The 17,361-nt window shown below is 65.2% G+C and carries 15 protein-coding genes; 13 read left to right on the forward strand and 2 right to left on the reverse strand.

Features of this window, described 5'->3' with window-relative positions; all coding sequences use genetic code 11:
- Window positions 1-19 precede the first annotated feature (19 nt).
- The 13 genes from CAG22_RS07980 to CAG22_RS08040 all read left to right on the forward strand — a co-directional run bounded on the left by CAG22_RS07980 (window position 20) and on the right by CAG22_RS08040 (window position 13,958).
- Complete coding sequence (locus CAG22_RS07980) at window positions 20-1,045, forward strand: NAD(P)H-dependent glycerol-3-phosphate dehydrogenase (RefSeq protein WP_025339958.1); 1,026 nt, start codon at window positions 20-22, stop codon at window positions 1,043-1,045.
- Window positions 1,046-1,081: 36 nt separating this feature from the next.
- On the forward strand, window positions 1,082-1,429 hold the full coding sequence (locus CAG22_RS07985) for a DUF4389 domain-containing protein (RefSeq protein WP_025339957.1): 348 nt from the start codon (window positions 1,082-1,084) through the stop codon (window positions 1,427-1,429).
- Window positions 1,426-1,884: a phosphohistidine phosphatase SixA gene (gene sixA, locus CAG22_RS07990; protein WP_015271084.1), complete on the forward strand. Its 459-nt coding sequence runs from the start codon at window positions 1,426-1,428 to the stop codon at window positions 1,882-1,884. Before CAG22_RS07985 ends, sixA begins: the two co-directional genes overlap by 4 nt.
- Before the next feature lie 303 nt (window positions 1,885-2,187).
- Window positions 2,188-2,976, forward strand: coding sequence for an alpha/beta fold hydrolase (locus CAG22_RS07995; protein WP_085691582.1), 789 nt, complete (start codon window positions 2,188-2,190; stop codon window positions 2,974-2,976).
- Window positions 2,973-3,827 (forward strand): alpha/beta hydrolase, encoded by an 855-nt coding sequence (locus tag CAG22_RS08000; protein WP_025339955.1) that lies wholly within the window; start codon window positions 2,973-2,975, stop codon window positions 3,825-3,827. The genes CAG22_RS07995 and CAG22_RS08000 overlap by 4 nt, the downstream gene beginning before the upstream one ends.
- A gap of 109 nt (window positions 3,828-3,936) precedes the next feature.
- The gene (locus tag CAG22_RS08005) at window positions 3,937-4,731 is read left to right on the forward strand and encodes a DUF4892 domain-containing protein (RefSeq protein WP_025339954.1); all 795 of its coding nucleotides are present in this window, start codon (window positions 3,937-3,939) and stop codon (window positions 4,729-4,731) included.
- 12 nt (window positions 4,732-4,743) lie between these two features.
- Window positions 4,744-5,796, forward strand: a complete 1,053-nt coding sequence (locus CAG22_RS08010; protein ID WP_085705166.1) for an AI-2E family transporter — start codon at window positions 4,744-4,746, stop codon at window positions 5,794-5,796.
- 239 nt (window positions 5,797-6,035) lie between these two features.
- Entirely contained in the window at window positions 6,036-6,125 is a 90-nt protein-coding gene (gene kdpF / locus CAG22_RS08015; RefSeq protein ID WP_003251485.1) for a K(+)-transporting ATPase subunit F, read from the forward strand.
- A 9-nt stretch (window positions 6,126-6,134) separates the two neighbouring features.
- Window positions 6,135-7,829 carry a potassium-transporting ATPase subunit KdpA gene (gene kdpA, locus CAG22_RS08020; RefSeq protein ID WP_085593480.1) on the forward strand — a complete coding sequence of 565 codons (1,695 nt, stop codon included), beginning with the start codon at window positions 6,135-6,137 and terminating at the stop codon, window positions 7,827-7,829.
- 9 nt (window positions 7,830-7,838) lie between these two features.
- Entirely contained in the window at window positions 7,839-9,893 is a 2,055-nt protein-coding gene (kdpB, locus tag CAG22_RS08025) for a potassium-transporting ATPase subunit KdpB (RefSeq protein WP_085705168.1), read from the forward strand.
- A 10-nt stretch (window positions 9,894-9,903) separates the two neighbouring features.
- Window positions 9,904-10,455, forward strand: a complete 552-nt coding sequence (kdpC, locus tag CAG22_RS08030) for a potassium-transporting ATPase subunit KdpC (RefSeq protein ID WP_085593477.1) — start codon at window positions 9,904-9,906, stop codon at window positions 10,453-10,455.
- A gap of 156 nt (window positions 10,456-10,611) precedes the next feature.
- A complete protein-coding gene (locus CAG22_RS08035) occupies window positions 10,612-13,266 on the forward strand; it encodes a sensor histidine kinase KdpD (RefSeq protein ID WP_085705170.1) in 2,655 nt (884 codons plus the stop codon).
- Entirely contained in the window at window positions 13,263-13,958 is a 696-nt protein-coding gene (locus CAG22_RS08040; protein WP_013973414.1) for a response regulator, read from the forward strand. Before CAG22_RS08035 ends, CAG22_RS08040 begins: the two co-directional genes overlap by 4 nt.
- Before the next feature lie 372 nt (window positions 13,959-14,330).
- Here the strand turns inward: CAG22_RS08040 and CAG22_RS28945 are convergent, their stop codons facing one another.
- Both CAG22_RS28945 and CAG22_RS08050 read right to left on the reverse strand, forming a co-directional pair.
- Complete coding sequence (locus CAG22_RS28945) at window positions 14,331-15,101, reverse strand: DUF6708 domain-containing protein (protein WP_371916848.1); 771 nt, start codon at window positions 15,099-15,101, stop codon at window positions 14,331-14,333.
- Window positions 15,101-17,361, reverse strand: a 2,261-nt coding sequence (locus CAG22_RS08050; protein WP_085705172.1) for a T6SS effector BTH_I2691 family protein, incomplete at its 5' end; no start/stop codon positions are given. The genes CAG22_RS28945 and CAG22_RS08050, both read right to left, overlap by 1 nt.

Raw genomic sequence — 17,361 nt, forward strand, 5'->3', positions numbered from 1 at the left:
TGGCTTTAACGGATTGGATATGACTGAACAGCAACCTGTTGCAGTTCTGGGAGGCGGCAGCTTCGGCACCGCCGTGGCGAACCTGCTGGCAGAAAACGGTGTGCCGGTGCGCCAATGGATGCGCGACCCGGAACAGGCCGAGGCCATGCGCGTCAATCGCGAGAATCCGCGCTACCTCAAGGGCATCCGCCTGCACGACGGCGTCGAGCCGGTCAGCGACCTGCTGGCCACCCTGCAGGCCAGCGAGCTGATTTTCGTCGCCCTGCCATCGAGCGCCTTGCGCAGCGTGCTGGCCCCGCATGCCGAGCTGCTGCGCGGCAAGGGCCTGGTCAGCCTGACCAAGGGCATCGAAGCGCAAAGCTTCAAGCTGATGAGCCAGATCCTCGAGGAAATCGCCCCCGAGGCGCGCATCGGCGTGCTGTCCGGCCCCAACCTGGCCCGTGAAATCGCCGAACATGCGCTGACCGCCACGGTGGTTGCCAGCGAGGACGAAAAACTGTGCCAGCAGGTACAGGCCGTGCTGCATGGGCGTACCTTCCGCGTCTACGCCAGTGCCGACCGCTTTGGCGTCGAGCTGGGCGGGGCGCTGAAGAACGTCTACGCCATCATCGCCGGCATGGCGGTGGCCCTGGGCATGGGCGAGAACACCAAGAGCATGCTGATTACCCGCGCCCTGGCCGAGATGACCCGCTTCGCCGTCAGCCAGGGCGCCAACCCCATGACCTTCCTCGGCCTGGCCGGTGTCGGTGACCTGATCGTCACCTGCTCCTCGCCCAAGAGCCGCAACTACCAGGTCGGCCACGCGCTGGGCCAGGGCCTGAGCCTGGAGCAGGCGGTCAACCGCCTGGGCGAAGTGGCCGAAGGCGTCAACACCCTCAAGGTGCTCAAGGCCAAGGCGCAGGAAGTGCAGGTGTACATGCCGCTGGTGGCTGGCCTGCATGCCATCCTGTTCGAAGGCCGCACGCTGAACCAGGTGATCGAGCACCTGATGCGTGCCGAGCCGAAGACCGATGTCGATTTCATTTCCATCAGCGGTTTCAACTGAGCCGTCAGCGGCTCTGACAACAGCAAGGAGCAACACATGAACGATACGCCCGAACGCGCCCAGCGCGAGTCGATCATCCTGCGGGTCCTGTGGATGGTGGTGTTCCTGGTGGTCTGGCAGCTGGCCGAGCTGCTGCTCGGTGGCCTGGTGCTGGTACAACTGATCTACCGCCTGGTGTACGGCGCCCCCAGCGCCAGCCTGATGAACTTCGGCGACAGCCTGAGCCAGTACCTGGCGCAGATCGGCCGCTTCGGCAGCTTCCACAGCGACCAGAAGCCCTGGCCATTCGCCGACTGGCCGGCACCGCGTGCCCCGGAAGGCGAGGCGCCGCACGCGGTGGCCCCGGCCCCGCACCCGGTGCGTGACGAGGAGCCCAAGCTGTGAAGCTGTGGGTGCTGCGCCACGGTGAAGCGGAGCCGCGGGCCAACAGCGATGCCGAGCGCCGGCTGACCGCCCATGGTCGCGAGCAGGTGCTGCACAGCGCCGCCCGCCTGCTGGGCCAGCCACTGCAGGCGATCATCGCCAGCCCTTACGTACGCGCCCAGCAAACGGCCGCCCTGGTGCATGACACCCTGGGCTTCGCCGAGCCGGTGCGCACCGTGCCCTGGCTGACACCTGACAGTGATGTGCAGCAGGTTATCGGCGAAATCGAGCGCCTGGGCCTGGAGCATGTGCTGCTGGTCAGCCACCAGCCGCTGGTGGGTACCCTGGTAGGGGCGTTGCAGCATGGCCACCAGCAGCAACCGGCAGGCATGAGCACTGCAAGCCTGGCGGAGCTGGAAGGGGACTGGCCGCTGGCTGGGCTGATGACCCTTCGGGCGATCAACTCGCCGGCCTGAAACCCCGGGGCCGCTGCGCGGCCCTTCGCGGGCTTGCCCGCTCCCACAGGTGTGTCGCTGAGCTCATGGTTTACGCGATCCCTGTGGGAGCGGGCAAGCCCGCGAAGGGCTGCAAGGCAGCCCCAGTCAAACCGACAAACCTTAACTGACTCGCATTAGGGCTTGGCGAAGCCCGTGCCATCCTCCGCCGCGCCGCGCCCACAAGCCTGACCTGATAGCCCTCGCCGATGACCTATCCGGACGTTGCCGAACTGCCCCGCGATACCGACAATGGGCCATCATCCCCCATCCGGACCCGGCGCCATGTCGCAGCAGATCTTCTTCGCCCATGCCAACGGTTTCCCCTCGGCCACCTACGGCAAGCTGTTCGCCGCCCTGGCACCGGACTACCAGGTGCAGCACCTGGCCCAGCACGGCCACGATCCGCGCTTTCCGGTGGACGACAACTGGCAGAGCCTGGTCGATGAACTGCTGCACCACCTGGCCCGGCAGGACCAGCCGGTATGGGGCGTCGGCCATTCGCTGGGCGGGGTGTTGCACCTGCACGCAGCCTTGCGCTGCCCCGAGTACTACCGCGGCGTGGTGATGCTCGACTCGCCGGTGCTCACCCGCGCCGACCAGTGGCTGCTGCGCACCGCCAAGCGCTTCGGCTTCATTGACCGTATCACCCCGGCTGGCCGCACCCTGGGGCGCCGCGAAACCTTCAATGACCGCGACAGTGCCCGAGACTATTTCGCCGGCAAGTCACTGTTTCGCCATTTCGATCCCGAATGCCTCGATGCCTACATAGAGCACGGCCTGCAGGCGATGGAGCAGGGGCTGCAGTTGCGCTTCGACCCGGCCACGGAAATCAGCATCTACCGCAGCATCCCGCATACCAGCCCTGCGCCCGCGCGGCAATTGCAGGTGCCGCTGGCCATGGTCCGTGGCGAGCGCAGCAACGTCATTCGCCGCCACCACACACTGGCTGTGCGCGGCATGCCCAGGGGCGAGTTCCACAGCGTGCCGGGTGGGCACATGTTCCCGCTGGAGCGACCAACCGACACCGCCAGCCTGATCAAGGGCCTGTTCGACCGCTGGAGCCAGGCATGAGCGCGCAGGTCGAGGAAATCCGCCTGAGCCTGGGCCATATCGAACTGGCGGCGCACCTGTTCGGCCCCGAGGACGGGCTGCCGGTAATCGCCCTGCATGGCTGGCTGGACAACGCCAACAGCTTCGCCCGCCTGGCGCCGCAACTGAAAGGCCTGCGCATCGTCGCCCTGGACCTGGCCGGGCATGGTTACTCCGAGCACCGGCCGCTCGGCGCTGGCTATGCCCTGGCCGACTACGCCCATGACGTGCTGCGGGTGGCCGAGCAGCTGGGTTGGCAACGTTTTGCCCTGCTGGGCCATTCGCTGGGGGCAATCATTTCCGTGCAACTGGCTGGCGCGCTGCCGGAGCGGGTCAGCCATCTGGCCCTGATCGACGGGGTCATCCCGCCGACCGGTGCCGAGCAGGATGCCGGCGAGCGTCTGGGCATGGCGCTGCAGGCCCAGTTGCGCCTGGATGGCAAGCGCAAGTCGGTGTACACCACACTGGAGCAGGGCGTGCAGGCACGCATGAAAGGCATGGTCGCGGTCAGCCGCGAGGCAGCCGAGCTGCTGGCCCAGCGTGGCCTGATGCCGGTGCCCGGTGGTTACAGCTGGCGCAGCGACAGCCGCCTGACCCTGCCTTCGCCAGTGCGCCTGAGCGAGGCCCAGGCCATGGCCTACGTGCGCCGGGTAAGTTGCCCGGCGCGCCTGGTGGTGGCCGCCGACGGCATGCTGGCGCGCCACACAGGGTTGCTGGAGCAGCTACCCTTCGAGCAGGTGACGCTGCCCGGTGGCCATCACCTGCACCTGAACGATGAGCAGGGCGCGGCCCTTGTCGCAGACTGTTTCAATCGCTTCTTTGGCTTTGCTTGACTTGCACCGGACAAGTGTCGAGGCTTGGCGGGTTGAACAGGGAGACAACCATGCAACTGCCAGACATCCTGGAGCTTCACCTCGGCGCTGAGCGCCGCCTGGTTCGCCAATGAGCGCGCCTGTTGCCATCCGTAATGCCTTCGCTGCCTGCCTGGTGTTCGCCAGCCCCGTTTTGTGGGCCGGCAGCCTGCCGGTACCGGTGGACGCCAAGGTGGTCGACCAGCGCCCGGCCGTGGAGCAGGAGCGTGTCTACCCCATGGGCCCGCTGCGCAAGATCAGCGGCCGCCTGCGGGTCGAGGACAAGGTCGAAAGCCGTGGCCAGGTCAGCTCGGTAACCTACGAGCTGCCGGTCGAGCGTACCGCCCGCGAAGCCTTCACCAGCGCTCGCGAAGCACTGCAGCGCGACGGTGGCTACCCGCTGTTCTGGTGCCAGGGCCGCGATTGCGGCGAGGCCAGCCTGTGGGCCAATGATGTGTTCGCCAATGCCCGCCTCAACGGCGGCGACGAGCAGCAGGCGTTCATCCTGCTGCGCCGCTCGGCGGAGCAGGCCGATACCCTGGTCGCGCTGTACAGCGTCACCCGCGGCAACCGCCGCGCCTACCTGCACGTGGAAGAGTTCGTCGCCGGCAGCCCGCTGGGCGAACTGCTGCCGACCGCCGCCACGGTGCTGCGCGAAATGCGCGACACCGGCAAGCTCGACTACCCTGACCTGGCCGCACCGCAAGACGCCTGGGCGAACCTGCTGGCCCGCAGCCTGAACCTCGACAGCACCCTGCGTGCCAGCCTCAGTGGCGCCCAGGCTGAAGCCTGGCGCGAGGCCTTGGTCAAGGCGGGGGTGCGCAATGGCCGCCTCGAAGTCGGTAGCGCGCCTACCGACGGCCTGCATCTTGAACTGATCCGTTGAACGGGCACCACCATGGCTAACAATGACCGCTTGCTGGTCCAGATTCTGCTGCTGGCGCTGCTGGGTGCCGGCCTGTGGGTGATGGCACCTTTCATTTCAGCGCTGTTGTGGGGGGCCATCCTGGCCTTTGCCAGCTGGCCGTTGATGCGCTTGCTGACGCGTGCGCTGGGCGGGCGCGAAACCCTGGCGGCCAGCCTGCTGACCACTGCCTGGATCCTGATCGTGGCGCTGCCGCTGGTGTGGCTGGGGTTCAACCTGGCCGATCACATTCGCGATGCGACGGCGTTCGTGCGTGACGTGCAGGTGGACGGCCTGCCCGATGCCCCGGCCTGGCTGGGTGGCATCCCGTTGGTTGGCGAGCGCCTGGTCAGCTGGTGGCAATCGCTGGACCAGCAGGGCGCGGCCTTGCTGGCCTCGGTAAAGCCGCACCTGGGGCAGATGGGCAACTGGTTGCTGGCGCGCAGCGCGCAGATCGGCAGCGGCGTGCTGGAGCTGACCCTGAGCCTGGTATTCGTGTTCTTCTTCTACCGCGACGGCCCGCGCTTGTCGGCGTTCGTCCTGCGCTTGCTGCACCGCCTGATGGGCGACCGTGCCGAGTACTACCTGGAGCTGGTGGCCGGTACGGTGCAGCGGGTGGTCAACGGGGTGATCGGTACGGCCGCCGCGCAGGGCGTGCTGGCGTTGATCGGCTTCCTGATTGCCGGTGTGCCCGGGGCCATCGTGCTGGGGCTGGTGACCTTCATGCTCAGCCTGATCCCCATGGGCCCGCCACTGGCCTGGATCCCGGCCACGGGCTGGCTGGTATGGAAGGGCGAATACGGCATGGCGGTGTTTCTGGGGGTTTGGGGCACCTTCATCATCAGTGGCGTGGACAACGTGCTCAAACCGTACCTGATCAGCCGTGGCGGCAACCTGCCGCTGGTGATCGTGCTGCTGGGGGTGTTCGGCGGTTTGATCGCCTTTGGCTTCATTGGCCTGTTCATCGGGCCGACCTTGCTGGCGGTCGGCTACAGCCTGCTGCTGGACTGGAGCCGCAACGCCGTCCCGCAGCCGCCTCAGCAGTAAACCTGTACTGGCCTCTTCGCGGGTGAACCCGCTCCCACAAGGATCTCCGCAGCCCGGGAGAGTGGTGCGGTCCCTGTGGGAGCGGGTTTACCCGCGAAGAGGCCGGTTCAGGCAACCTCAACCCCCGATCTTTACACCTTCTTTATTCCCATCCCCACCCCCCAATCTCGCCCCTTTACGCCCCTCGCTCGGACAATTTCCCCAAAGCGGCCCAAGCCGCACCACGGGGAGAACCACACATGAACATGCTCGACGGGCTGTCACTGCTGCTGGCAGTGGCATTGGCGTTTTATCTGCTGGTGGCGCTGCTGCGCGCCGATCGCAGCTAGGGAGCGGCCATGCACAGTTACGACTTCGCCTTGCTGTTGGCTTTTTTCGCCATCGTGCTGCTACCGGCACCCTGGCTCGGGCGGTTCTACTTCAAGGTCATGGAAGGCCAGCGCACCTGGCTGTCGCCCCTGCTGGGCCCGGTCGAGCAAGCCTGCTACCGGCTGGCAGGCGTGCGCGCCAGCCAGGAACAGAACTGGCAGCAGTACACCCTGGCCCTGCTGGCCTTCAACCTGGCCGGGTTCCTGCTGTTGTTCGCCGTGCTGCTGTTGCAGGGCTACCTGCCATTCAACCCGCAGCATCTGCCAGGCCAGGAATGGTCGCTGGCGTTCAACACCGCAGTCAGCTTCGTCACCAACACCAACTGGCAGGCCTACAGTGGTGAGGCGTCGGTCAGCTACCTGAGCCAGATGCTCGGCCTGACCGTGCAGAACTTCGTCAGCGCTGCCACCGGCCTGGCCGTGCTGGTCGCCCTGTGCCGCGGCATCGCCCGGCGCAGCGCCACGACGCTGGGCAACTTCTGGGTCGACATGACCCGCGCCACCCTCTACGGCCTGCTGCCGCTGTGCCTGCTGCTGGCGTTGTTGCTGGTATGGCAGGGCGTACCGCAAACCTTGGCCGACTACGCCCACGCGGTCACCCTGCAAGGCACCGAGCAGACCATCCCGCTGGGCCCGGCCGCCAGCCAGATCGCCATCAAGCAGCTAGGTACCAACGGCGGTGGCTTCTTCGGAGTGAACTCGGCGCACCCGTTCGAAAACCCCACGGCCTGGAGCAACCTGTTCGAGGTGGCTTCGATCATCCTCATTCCGGTGGCGCTGGTGTTCACCTTTGGTCACTACGTGAAGGACCTGCGCCAGAGCCGCGCCATCCTCGCCTGCATGCTTGCCCTGTTCCTGATCGGCGGCAGCACGGCGTTGTGGTCCGAGTATCAGCCCAACCCGGCCCTCGAGAGCGCGCAGGTACAGCAAAGCGCCCCCATGGAGGGCAAGGAAAGCCGCTTCGGCACCACCGGTTCGGTGCTGTGGACAGTGACTACCACCTCTGCCTCCAACGGTTCGGTCAATGCCATGCACGACAGCCTCAACCCGCTGACCGGCATGGTGGCGATGGTCAACATGATGGTCGGAGAGGTGATCTTTGGCGGCGTCGGTGCAGGGCTGTACGGCATGCTGCTGTTCGTGCTGATCGCGGTGTTCCTGGCCGGGCTGATGATCGGCCGCACCCCGGAATACCTGGGCAAGAAACTGCAGGCCCGCGAGGTGCAGTTGCTGGTGGCGACCCTGCTGGTGATGCCGGTCGGCGTGCTGGTGCTCGGCGCCATCGCCGCCAGCCTGCCAGGCCCGGCGGGTGCGGTCAGCAACCCGGGCGCGCATGGCTTCAGCCAGCTGCTGTACGCCTACACCTCGGGCACGGCCAACAACGGCTCGGCCTTTGCCGGCTTCGGTGCCAACACGGTGTTCCACAACCTGATGATCGGCCTGGCCATGCTTGTCGGCCGCTTCGGCTACATCCTGCCGGTGCTGGCGCTGGCCGGCTGCCTGGCGGCGAAGAAAAGCGCGCCCCAGGGGCTGAACAGCTTCCCCACCCATGGCCCGCTGTTCACCGGCCTGCTGCTGGTCACCATCCTGCTGGTCGGTGGCCTGACCTTCCTGCCGACCCTGGCCCTTGGGCCGATCGCCGAACACTTGAGCCTGGGTTTTTGAGGACCGACCATGAACATGCCCATTCCTGAAGTACAAGCTCGGCATAGTGCCAAGGACCAGACCCGCTTCGCCGCGTTGTGGCGCCCGGCGCTGGTGCAGGCATTCGTCAAGCTCGACCCGCGCCAGCTCAAACGCTCGCCGGTGATGCTGGTAGTCGCCCTGACTGCGGTGCTGACCACCGTCCTGTGCTTCGCCCCCGGCAGCGGCGTGAGCACCGGCGTTGCCGTGCAGATCGCCCTGTGGCTGTGGTTCACCGTGCTGTTCGCCAACTTCGCCGAGGCCCTTGCCGAAGGCCGTGGCAAGGCCCGCGCCGACAGCCTCAAGGCCGGCAGCCAGGGCCTGACCGCCCAGCGTCGCAAGCGCGATGGCAGCTACGAGACCGTCGCGGCCAGCGCGCTGCGCAAGGACGATGTGGTGCGCGTGGTGGCCGGCGAAATGATCCCCGGTGACGGCGAGGTGCTCGAAGGTATCGCTGCGGTCAACGAGGCCGCCATTACCGGCGAGTCCGCGCCGGTGATCCGCGAGTCCGGCGGCGACCGCTCGGCGGTGACCGGCAATACCCGGCTGGTCTCCGACTGGTTGTTGATCCGCATCACCAGCAACCCGGGCGAATCGACTCTCGACCGCATGATTGCCCTGGTCGAAGGCGCCAAGCGGCAGAAGACCCCGAACGAGATCGCCCTCGACATCCTGCTGATCGGCCTGACCCTGATCTTCCTGATCGTGGTGGTGACCCTGCAGCCGTTCGCCCACTTCGTCGGTGGCAGCCTGCCGCTGATCTTTCTCGCCGCATTGCTGGTGACGCTGATCCCCACCACCATCGGCGGCCTGCTGTCGGCCATCGGCATCGCCGGCATGGACCGGCTGGTGCGGCTGAACGTCATCGCCCGCTCGGGCCGCGCGGTGGAGGCGGCCGGTGACGTGCATACGCTGATGCTCGACAAGACCGGCACCATCACCTTCGGCAACCGCCGCTGCAGTGCGCTGCACGCCGCCCCGGGCATCACCGCCCGCGAGCTGGGGGAGGGCGCCTTGCTGGCCTCGCTGGCGGACGACACCGCCGAGGGCAAGTCGATCGTCGAGTACCTGCGGCAGTTGCATGACTTCGTCGAACCGGCCGCCGGGCAATTCGAGGCGGTGGCGTTCAGCGCCGAGACGCGCCTGTCAGGCATCGACCTGCAGCAGCACCGCTACCGCAAGGGCGCCGTCGACGCCGTGCTGGCGTTCGTTGGCATGCAACGCCTGGAAATGCCCCTGGCGCTGGCCCGTGAAGTGGAGCGCATTGCCCAGAGCGGCGGTACACCGCTGCTGGTGTGCATCGACAAGCGCCTGCTCGGCGTGATCCACCTCAAGGATGTGGTCAAGCCCGGCATCCGCGAGCGCTTTGCCGAGCTGCGCAAGCTGGGCATCCGCACGGTGATGGTGACCGGCGACAACCCGCTGACCGCTGCCGCCATCGCTGCCGAGGCCGGCGTGGATGATGTGCTGGCCGAGGCCACGCCAGAGAAGAAGCTGGCGCGCATCCGCCAGGAGCAGAACGACGGCCGCCTGGTGGCCATGTGCGGCGACGGCGCCAACGACGCCCCGGCCCTGGCCCAGGCAGACGTGGGCATGGCCATGAACGACGGCACCCAGGCCGCGCGCGAGGCGGCCAACATGGTCGACCTGGACAGCGACCCGACCAAGTTGCTGGATGTGGTGCAGGTCGGCAAGGAGCTGCTGGTGACCCGCGGCGCGTTGACCACCTTCTCCATCGCCAACGATGTGGCCAAGTACTTCGCCATCCTGCCGGCGCTGTTCGCCGCCATCTACCCGCAGCTGGGCGTGCTCAACCTGATGCATTTGGCCAGCCCGCAGAGTGCGATTCTGTCGGCCATCGTGTTCAACGCGCTGATCATCATCGTGCTGATCCCGCTGGCGCTGCGCGGCGTGCGTGTGCAGGCGGCCAGTGCGGCGCACCTGCTGCGGCGCAACCTGCTGATCTATGGGCTGGGTGGCATTGTCGTGCCGTTTGCCGGGATCAAGCTGATCGACCTGCTGCTCAATGCCCTGCACCTGGTCTGAGGAGGCCACCATGAATGCTTATGTACGCCCGGCATTGAGCCTGGCCCTGTTGATGACCCTGGTGACCGGCGCGCTGTATCCGTTGGCGGTGACCGGTATTGCCCAGGTGGTTTTCCCCAGCCAGGCCAATGGCAGCCTGGTGCGCGATGACCGGGGCCAGGTGCGCGGTTCGGCGCTGATCGCCCAGGATTTCCAGGGTGATGGCTGGTTCCACGCGCGGCCATCGGCAGGCGCCTATGCCACTGTGGCCAGCAGCGCCAGCAACCTGTCGCCGAGCAACCCGGCGCTGGCCGAGCGGGTCAAGGGCGATGCGGCTGCGTTGTACCAGGCGCAGCAGGGGCCGGTGCCCCAGGCGTTGCTCACCACCTCGGGCAGCGGCCTCGACCCGCACCTGCCGCCGGAGGCCGTGGCCTACCAGATCCCGCGGGTGGCGGCGGCACGGCAGTTGCCGGTGGAGCGCTTGCAAGGCTTGCTGGAAGAGGCCACCCTCCACCCATTGATCGGCCCGCCGGTGGTCAATGTGCTGGCCTTGAATCAGGCCTTGGAAAACCTCAGCCATTGATAGATGACTTGAGGGGCTAGCAGGGACCCTGTGGGAGCGGGTTTACCCGCGAATGCGTCGGTGGCGCTACTACTGCATTCGCGGGTGAACCCGCTCCCACAGGTACGGTGTTTGTCCCTGGATTTGCTGCTTGCTGGAAATAGCAAAGGATGAAAGATGAGTGACTCCGCCCGCGCAGACGCGCTGTTGGCTACCCTCCCGCGAAGCGGCCGGGGGCGGTTGAAGGTGTTCCTTGGCGCCGCCCCCGGCGTCGGCAAGACCTTCGCCATGCTCCAGGCCGCCCACGCCCAGCAACGCCAGGGCGTGCAGGTGCTGGCCGGTGTGGTCGAAACCCATGGCCGTGCCGAAACCGAGGTATTGCTCGCAGGCCTTCAGCAGCAACCCCTGCTGCGCAGCCAGTACCGCGGCGTCACCCTCGAGGAAATGGACCTGGACGGCCTGCTCAAGGCCGCGCCGGCCCTGGTGCTGGTCGACGAACTGGCCCACACCAATGCGCCCGGCAGCCGCCACGCCAAACGCTGGCAGGACGTACAGGAACTGCTGGCCGCCGGCATCGATGTGTACACCACGGTCAACGTCCAGCACCTGGAAAGCCTCAACGACAAGGTCCGCGACATTACCGGCGTGCAAGTGCGCGAAACCCTGCCGGACTGGGTACTGCAGGAAGCCTTCGAGCTGGTGCTGATCGACCTGCCACCCCGGGAGCTGCTCGAACGCCTGCGCGAAGGCAAGGTGTACGTGCCCGAGCAGGCGCGGGCCGCCATCGATGCGTTCTTCTCGCAAACCAACCTTACCGCCCTGCGCGAACTGGCCATGCAGACCGCCGCTGCCCAGGTGGATGCCGACCTGGCCCACGGTTATCGCCAACGCGGCCAGGAAGCCCCGGCCCTGCGTGGGCGCTTGCTGGTGGGCGTGGATGGCGACGACCAGGCGGAACGTTTGGTGCGCCATGCCAGCCGCGTGGCGCAACGCCGCCACCTGCCCTGGAGCCTGGTGCACGTGGACAACGGCCGCCTGCGCGACGAAACCGCGCGCCAGCGCCTGCAAGCTGCCCAGCAACTGGCCGAACGCCTGGGCGGGGAGGTGGTACTGCTGCGTGCCGGCGAAGTGGTGCGCACGCTGATCCAGCATGCCGCCGAACGGCGGGCCAGCCTGGTGCTGGTCGGGCAGTCCCGCGACCGCCTGCGCCGGCGCCTGTTCGGTGCCGGTGTGGCCGCGCGGCTGCTGCGCGAAAGCCACGGCCTGGAAATCAACGTGCTGGACCGCGACGCGCAGCCGCAAGCGCCGCGGTCGGCGGTGCGGCGGGTGTGGGTCTGGCGCCATTACCTGCTGGCGCTGCTGGCCACGCTCATGGCCGCAGGCCTGGCCTGGGCGGTGTCGAGTGTGCTGGCCCTGCCCAACATCTCGCTGGTGTTCCTGGCCGCGGTGTTGCTGGTGGCGGTGCGCAGCAGCCTGGGGCCTGCGCTGGCCTGCGCGGTGCTGTCGTTCCTGACCTACGACTTCCTGTTCATCCCGCCCAACCTGTCGTTCAGGATCCAGCGCGAAGAAGACGTGCTGACCCTGGTGTTCTTCCTGTTGATGGCTGCACTCACCGGCAACCTGGCCGCCCGCCAGCGCCGCCAGTTGCAGGCGCTGCGCGAGACCCAGGCGCAGACCAGCCAGCTGCTCGACCTGTCGCGCCGGCTGACCGTGGCCACCGACCGCCAGGCGGTGTTCAACGCCGCCGGCCAGCACCTGGACGGTTGGCAGGACATGCAGGTGTGCCTGCTGGAGCGCAATGTCGAAGGCCAGTTGCAGGTGGCCAGCGGCGAAGCCCATGCCTTCAGCGATAACGAACGCGCCGCCGCAGAATGGGCCTGGCAGCACGGCCAGGCCGCCGGTCATGGCAGCGACACCCTGCCCAATGGCCGCTGGTGGTGGTGGCCGCTGGCGGTGGATGAACAGCCCCTGGCATTGCTCGGGGTGCGCCCACGTTCCGGCCAGCCGCTCAGCGACCCGCGCCGGCGCCTGCTCACTGCCCTTGGTCAGCCACTGGCCCAGGCCCTGGCCCGCGCGCGCCTGGCCGAACAGCTGGAGGCCGCGCGCCTGCATGGTGAAACCGAGCAGCTGCGCAGCGCCTTGCTCGCGTCCGTTTCCCATGACTTGCGCACCCCGCTGACCGCCATGCGCGGCAGCATCGACAGCCTGCTGGCGCTGGGCGAGGCGATCCCCACCGCCGACCGCCGCGAACTGCTGGAGGGTACCCGCAACGAGGCCGAACGCCTCGACCGCTACATCCAGAACCTGCTCGACATGACCCGCCTGGGCCACGGCGGCCTCAAGCTGGCCCGCGACTGGGTGGCCCCGGCCGACATCGTCGGCAGCGCGCTCAACCGCCTGCGCGCGGTGCTGGCGCCGCTGCGGGTACACACCGACGTGCCGGCCGAGCTGCCGTTGCTGTTCGTGCATGCGGCGTTGATCGAGCAGGCGCTTGTCAACGTGCTGGAAAATGCCGCGCGCTTCTCTCCAGCCAATGGCCGGCTGGAGCTGCAGGTGTCGGTGCAGGATGCCCTGTTGTGCTTTGCTGTCAGCGACCAGGGCCCCGGCATTCCCGTGGATGATCGCGAGAAGATCTTCGACATGTTCTACACCGCCGCTCGCGGCGACCGCGGCGGGCAGGGCACCGGCCTGGGCCTGGCGATCTGCCAGGGCATGATCGGCGCCCATGGCGGGCAGATCCTGGTGGGCGAAGGCATCGATGGCCAGGGCACCAGCATCACTTTATGCTTGCCGCTGCCTCCTCAACCTGAAACCGAAAGCGAAACCCCATGAGTCAGTCCGCCACCCTTCTGGTCATCGACGATGAACCGCAGATCCGCAAGTTCCTGCGTATCAGCCTGGCCTCGCAAGGCTACAAGGTGCTCGAGGCCGCCACCGGCGCGGAAGGGCTGGCCCAGGCGGCGTTGGGCAAGCCGGACCTGGTGGTGCTTGACCTGGGCCTTCCGGACATGGACGGCCAGCAGGTACTGCGTGACCTGCGCGAGTGGAGCGCGGTGCCGGTGCTGGTGTTGTCGGTGCGCGCCAGCGAAGTGCAGAAGGTCGATGCGCTGGATGGTGGCGCCAACGACTATGTGACCAAGCCGTTCGGCATCCAGGAGTTTCTGGCGCGGGTGCGCGCCTTGCTGCGCCAGGTGCCGCAGGCCGGTGGCTCGGAAGTGGCGGCCAGTTTTGGGCCGCTGATGGTGGACTTTGCCTTTCGCCGGGTGACCCTGGATGGCGTGGAAGTGGCGCTGACCCGCAAGGAGTATGCGCTGCTGGCGCAGCTGGCCGGGCACCCGGGGCGGGTGATTACCCAGCAGCAACTGCTCAAGGATATCTGGGGGCCTACCCATGTGGACGACACCCATTACCTGCGGATCGTGGTCGGGCATCTGCGGCAGAAGCTGGGCGATGACCCCACGGCACCGCGGTTCATCATCACCGAGCCAGGGGTGGGGTACAGGTTGGTGGCGCCGACCATGTAACCCCTGTGGGAGCGGGCGTGCCCGCGAAGAATCCAGCGCGATGCATGGCACCGGCTGCGCCGGTGTTCGCGGGCATGCCCGCTCCCACAGGGTCCCTGCTAATTCAATGAGTCATGTGCAGTCCAAGAGAGATTGCCCAGCCCTTTGGGCTGCGTTGTCGCGTAGAAAACTGAATTCGCAAGCGGCCCGCGTACCCTGTGGGAGCGGCTTTAGCCGCGAAGAATCCAACGCGGTGCATGGCACCGGCTGCGCCGGTGTTCGCGGCTGAAGCCGCTCCCACAGAGTCCCTGCTAATTCAATGAGTCATGTGCAGTTCTATGAGAGCTGGCATGCCGGCGATGGGGCCAGAGCAAGCAGCGCAAGACAGTAATCTCAGGGGGCGGTTCTCGACTCCAGATCCATTTCCGCTGGCCACACTACTCGGGGTGCCAGGCGCAGGGCGAACTCACACCAGAGCACATCGTTGTGATCCTTGGGGGGGGCGGGTGGTGGCAGGGCTGAGGGGCCTTCCTGCATGTAGGTGCAGATGTAGGCCCAGGCATGCTGGTCGGCACCCATCGTAACCAGAGGAAAACGGTCGATGACATTGTTTGTGCCAGGTGCAACGATGGAGAGTGTGACACCCAATTTGAAAATTAACCCACCGTTTGGCAGTGCGCCGGTCTGGGACCAGCGCTCGGCGCGGACTTGGGACCAGTCGTAGCAAACTGTTTCTACTTTCCAGTTCGTGAAGGGGTTCCACCAGCAGTACTTGAAATTGTACGCATACAATTTTTTACGTACTCGGTTGAAGCGAAGGGGTTCATCTCGGGGTGGGGATATGCTTGCTCGAAGGCAAAATACGGATGCCCATACTCCGCATGCAAGTATTAATATGTCAACTAGCACGGATTCGAAGTCTCTCTGCTCCAAGTTGGAGTTTATGAAACTGAGCAGAGGGGTGGTGATGGCGATAGTTGGAAGCGAAAGTAAAGCCATTACTTCTCTTGCCCAACCGAGGGGTCTGGGTACTTCAAGGTAGATAAGATCCTGATGGTTAGGGGATTGATTGCCCAGGCTGGCTTCGGTCGCAATGGGAATGTCAGGATGGGGTAGGTCCTCTATCCATCCTGTACATGGCGGGTTAAGGTGCGGGCGGGCCATTAGAATAGACTCCTTAGCGAGGACAGATTGTTTTCTCTCATTGTCACTTTTGCATAACCTGACATGTCATGCTTGTTGGGCCAATAAGTGAGCGTTAGCTCAATAGCTTTTGTGCAATGGTTTTCCAGTAGTGGAATTGAAGTGCTGATGTGCAGCGTCTTATCGGTGGTTTTAAAAATTATTCGTTCGCTGACGCTTTCAGGGCTAGCAAAGGTTTTTTGGGTTTCTTCGGGCACGTATTCGACTACTTTTGGATGTGAACTATTACCGGAGAGATAAAAAGGCAGTCGATTTTGCCCTGCTGGGTACACAGTCAGTTGCCATTTGTACTGTGCGTCTTCAGTGCTGAAATTTGGCAAGCTTATGTACAAATCGAGATAAAAACCTGCCGCGACAGCAGCGTCATCGCTGATGAAGGCTTTTGTTTGGTCTAGCGTGTACGTACTGTGAGTTGGTTGAAATCTTGTCTCAATTGAAGCCTGCGCTTGAACTCCCAAGGCTGCCGCGTTCAGTGAGCCAATTGCGGTATCCAGATCTTGTGGATTCATCCAGCGACGATGTTCCTCTGGTGTTCCCCATCTACTGTGTCGGGACCAAAGCTCTAATAGTGAAGATTCTTGATTTTTGGCATCCATCGCCAGCGTATAGGCTGCCAGACCAAGGATGATCGTAAAGCCTAAGGGACCGAGTAGCGAACTTGCGAATAATGCCGAGTAAATACCAGAGACAGTGGAAACTGTAGCAAGCACGGCCGCGCGAGCGTACTGGTTTGCAGAGGTGCTGTCCCCTTGGTTATTAGTTCTGGCGAGCGCATTCACGTATTGCACTGCATCCATGGCATTGGCGAGTGCAGCGATGGCGCCGCCATACTTGGCTAGGTTCTTTCCTAGTAAGGCTGTGGTTACCGTTCCGGGCCACGGTATCTTCGGTCGTACAAGTGTGACAGCAAGCCCTGCCGCTTCGACACTCACTCCCAACAACCCAAGCGATGAAGACCAGATCGCCGCAAGCGCCTCCGGATTGTTCTGATGCATCTCCTGCAACGCCCGATAGTTCTTGCCCAGGCTGTCCTGCTGGAACCATATGCCCCCCAAGGCAAACAGCAGCTTCACGCTTTCGTTACTCGCTGCAGCATCCCGCAGGCTGCGCATCGCATCGCTTGCCACGCTTTGCGCGGCCGTAGAACTGATCTTCAAACCACCCGTAACCTGCGCACGCAGCGTACCCGCACCAATCGCAATATTGCGTACCAGCGCCCCGACGCCACCGGCTGCACCTTCGCGCAACTGCACCAGCCGCGCCTGTAAACTTTCAGCACTTTCCAACGTCCAGAGCATCACTTCGATCATCTGGCTACGGTTACCCGTTGCCGCAATATTGATCGCGCCACTCAGCACCATGGCCCGCACCTTGCGGCCCAGTGGGTCACGGAACTGCTTGTCTACCTGCTGCAGAAACGCATCGGTCCGCGCCTCCAGGGCTTCATTGAGCAGGCTCATGTATTCGCCCACTGTCAGCGACACCCGCAGCGGCGTTACCTGCTGCCCGGCAAACAGGGCAAACGCCGAGCGATGCACATGGCCGATCAGGGTCTTGGTCCGTTCACTCAGGTGCTGGCTGAGCGCATTCCCTGCGCTGTTGGTCGCGGCCAGCAACTGGCCAACGGCATCCTGTATCGGCTTGATCATCAACAGCTGGCCGTCTGCGGTACCGGCGATGCCCTTGATGATGTCGTACACCTTGCCGAAGTCGTCCCCGGACAGCGCGCTGGCCACCTGCTGCATCAGCTTCTGGTTCTTGGCCAGCAGTGCCTGGTAAAGCAGGCTGCGGTCGTCTTCCAGCAGCTGCTGCCAGATATGCTGGGTGATCCCGAGTGGCTGACCCTCCTGCGGCAGGGTTTCGGTAGGCCCGCCGGCCAGGCAGGCGGCCATCATCTGGATGAAGTATTCCACCGAAACAGGGGAGGTCGCGTCATAGTCGTAGTAGCCGATCTGCTGAAACGCCCGCTTGGCAAAGTGCCGCGCATACAGATCGCCAACCTGGTCGATCATCGACTGCCAGTTTTTCAGTTCGCGGTCGTAATCGGCCTGGAACGCGGCGCGGGCGCGTTCGTCGTAACGCTCTTCCAGCCGCTCGCGGGCGTCCTGCTGCTTGCGCGCGGTGTTGCGTTCGGTCTGCGCGTCGATGTCCACCGGCGGCAGATACGCCTTGGCCGCGATCGGGCTGTCGTTCCACTGCTCGACCTGCCGGGCTTCCCGCT

The organism is Pseudomonas sp. B8(2017), assembly GCF_002113575.1.
GTDB lineage: Bacteria > Pseudomonadota > Gammaproteobacteria > Pseudomonadales > Pseudomonadaceae > Aquipseudomonas > Aquipseudomonas putida_Z.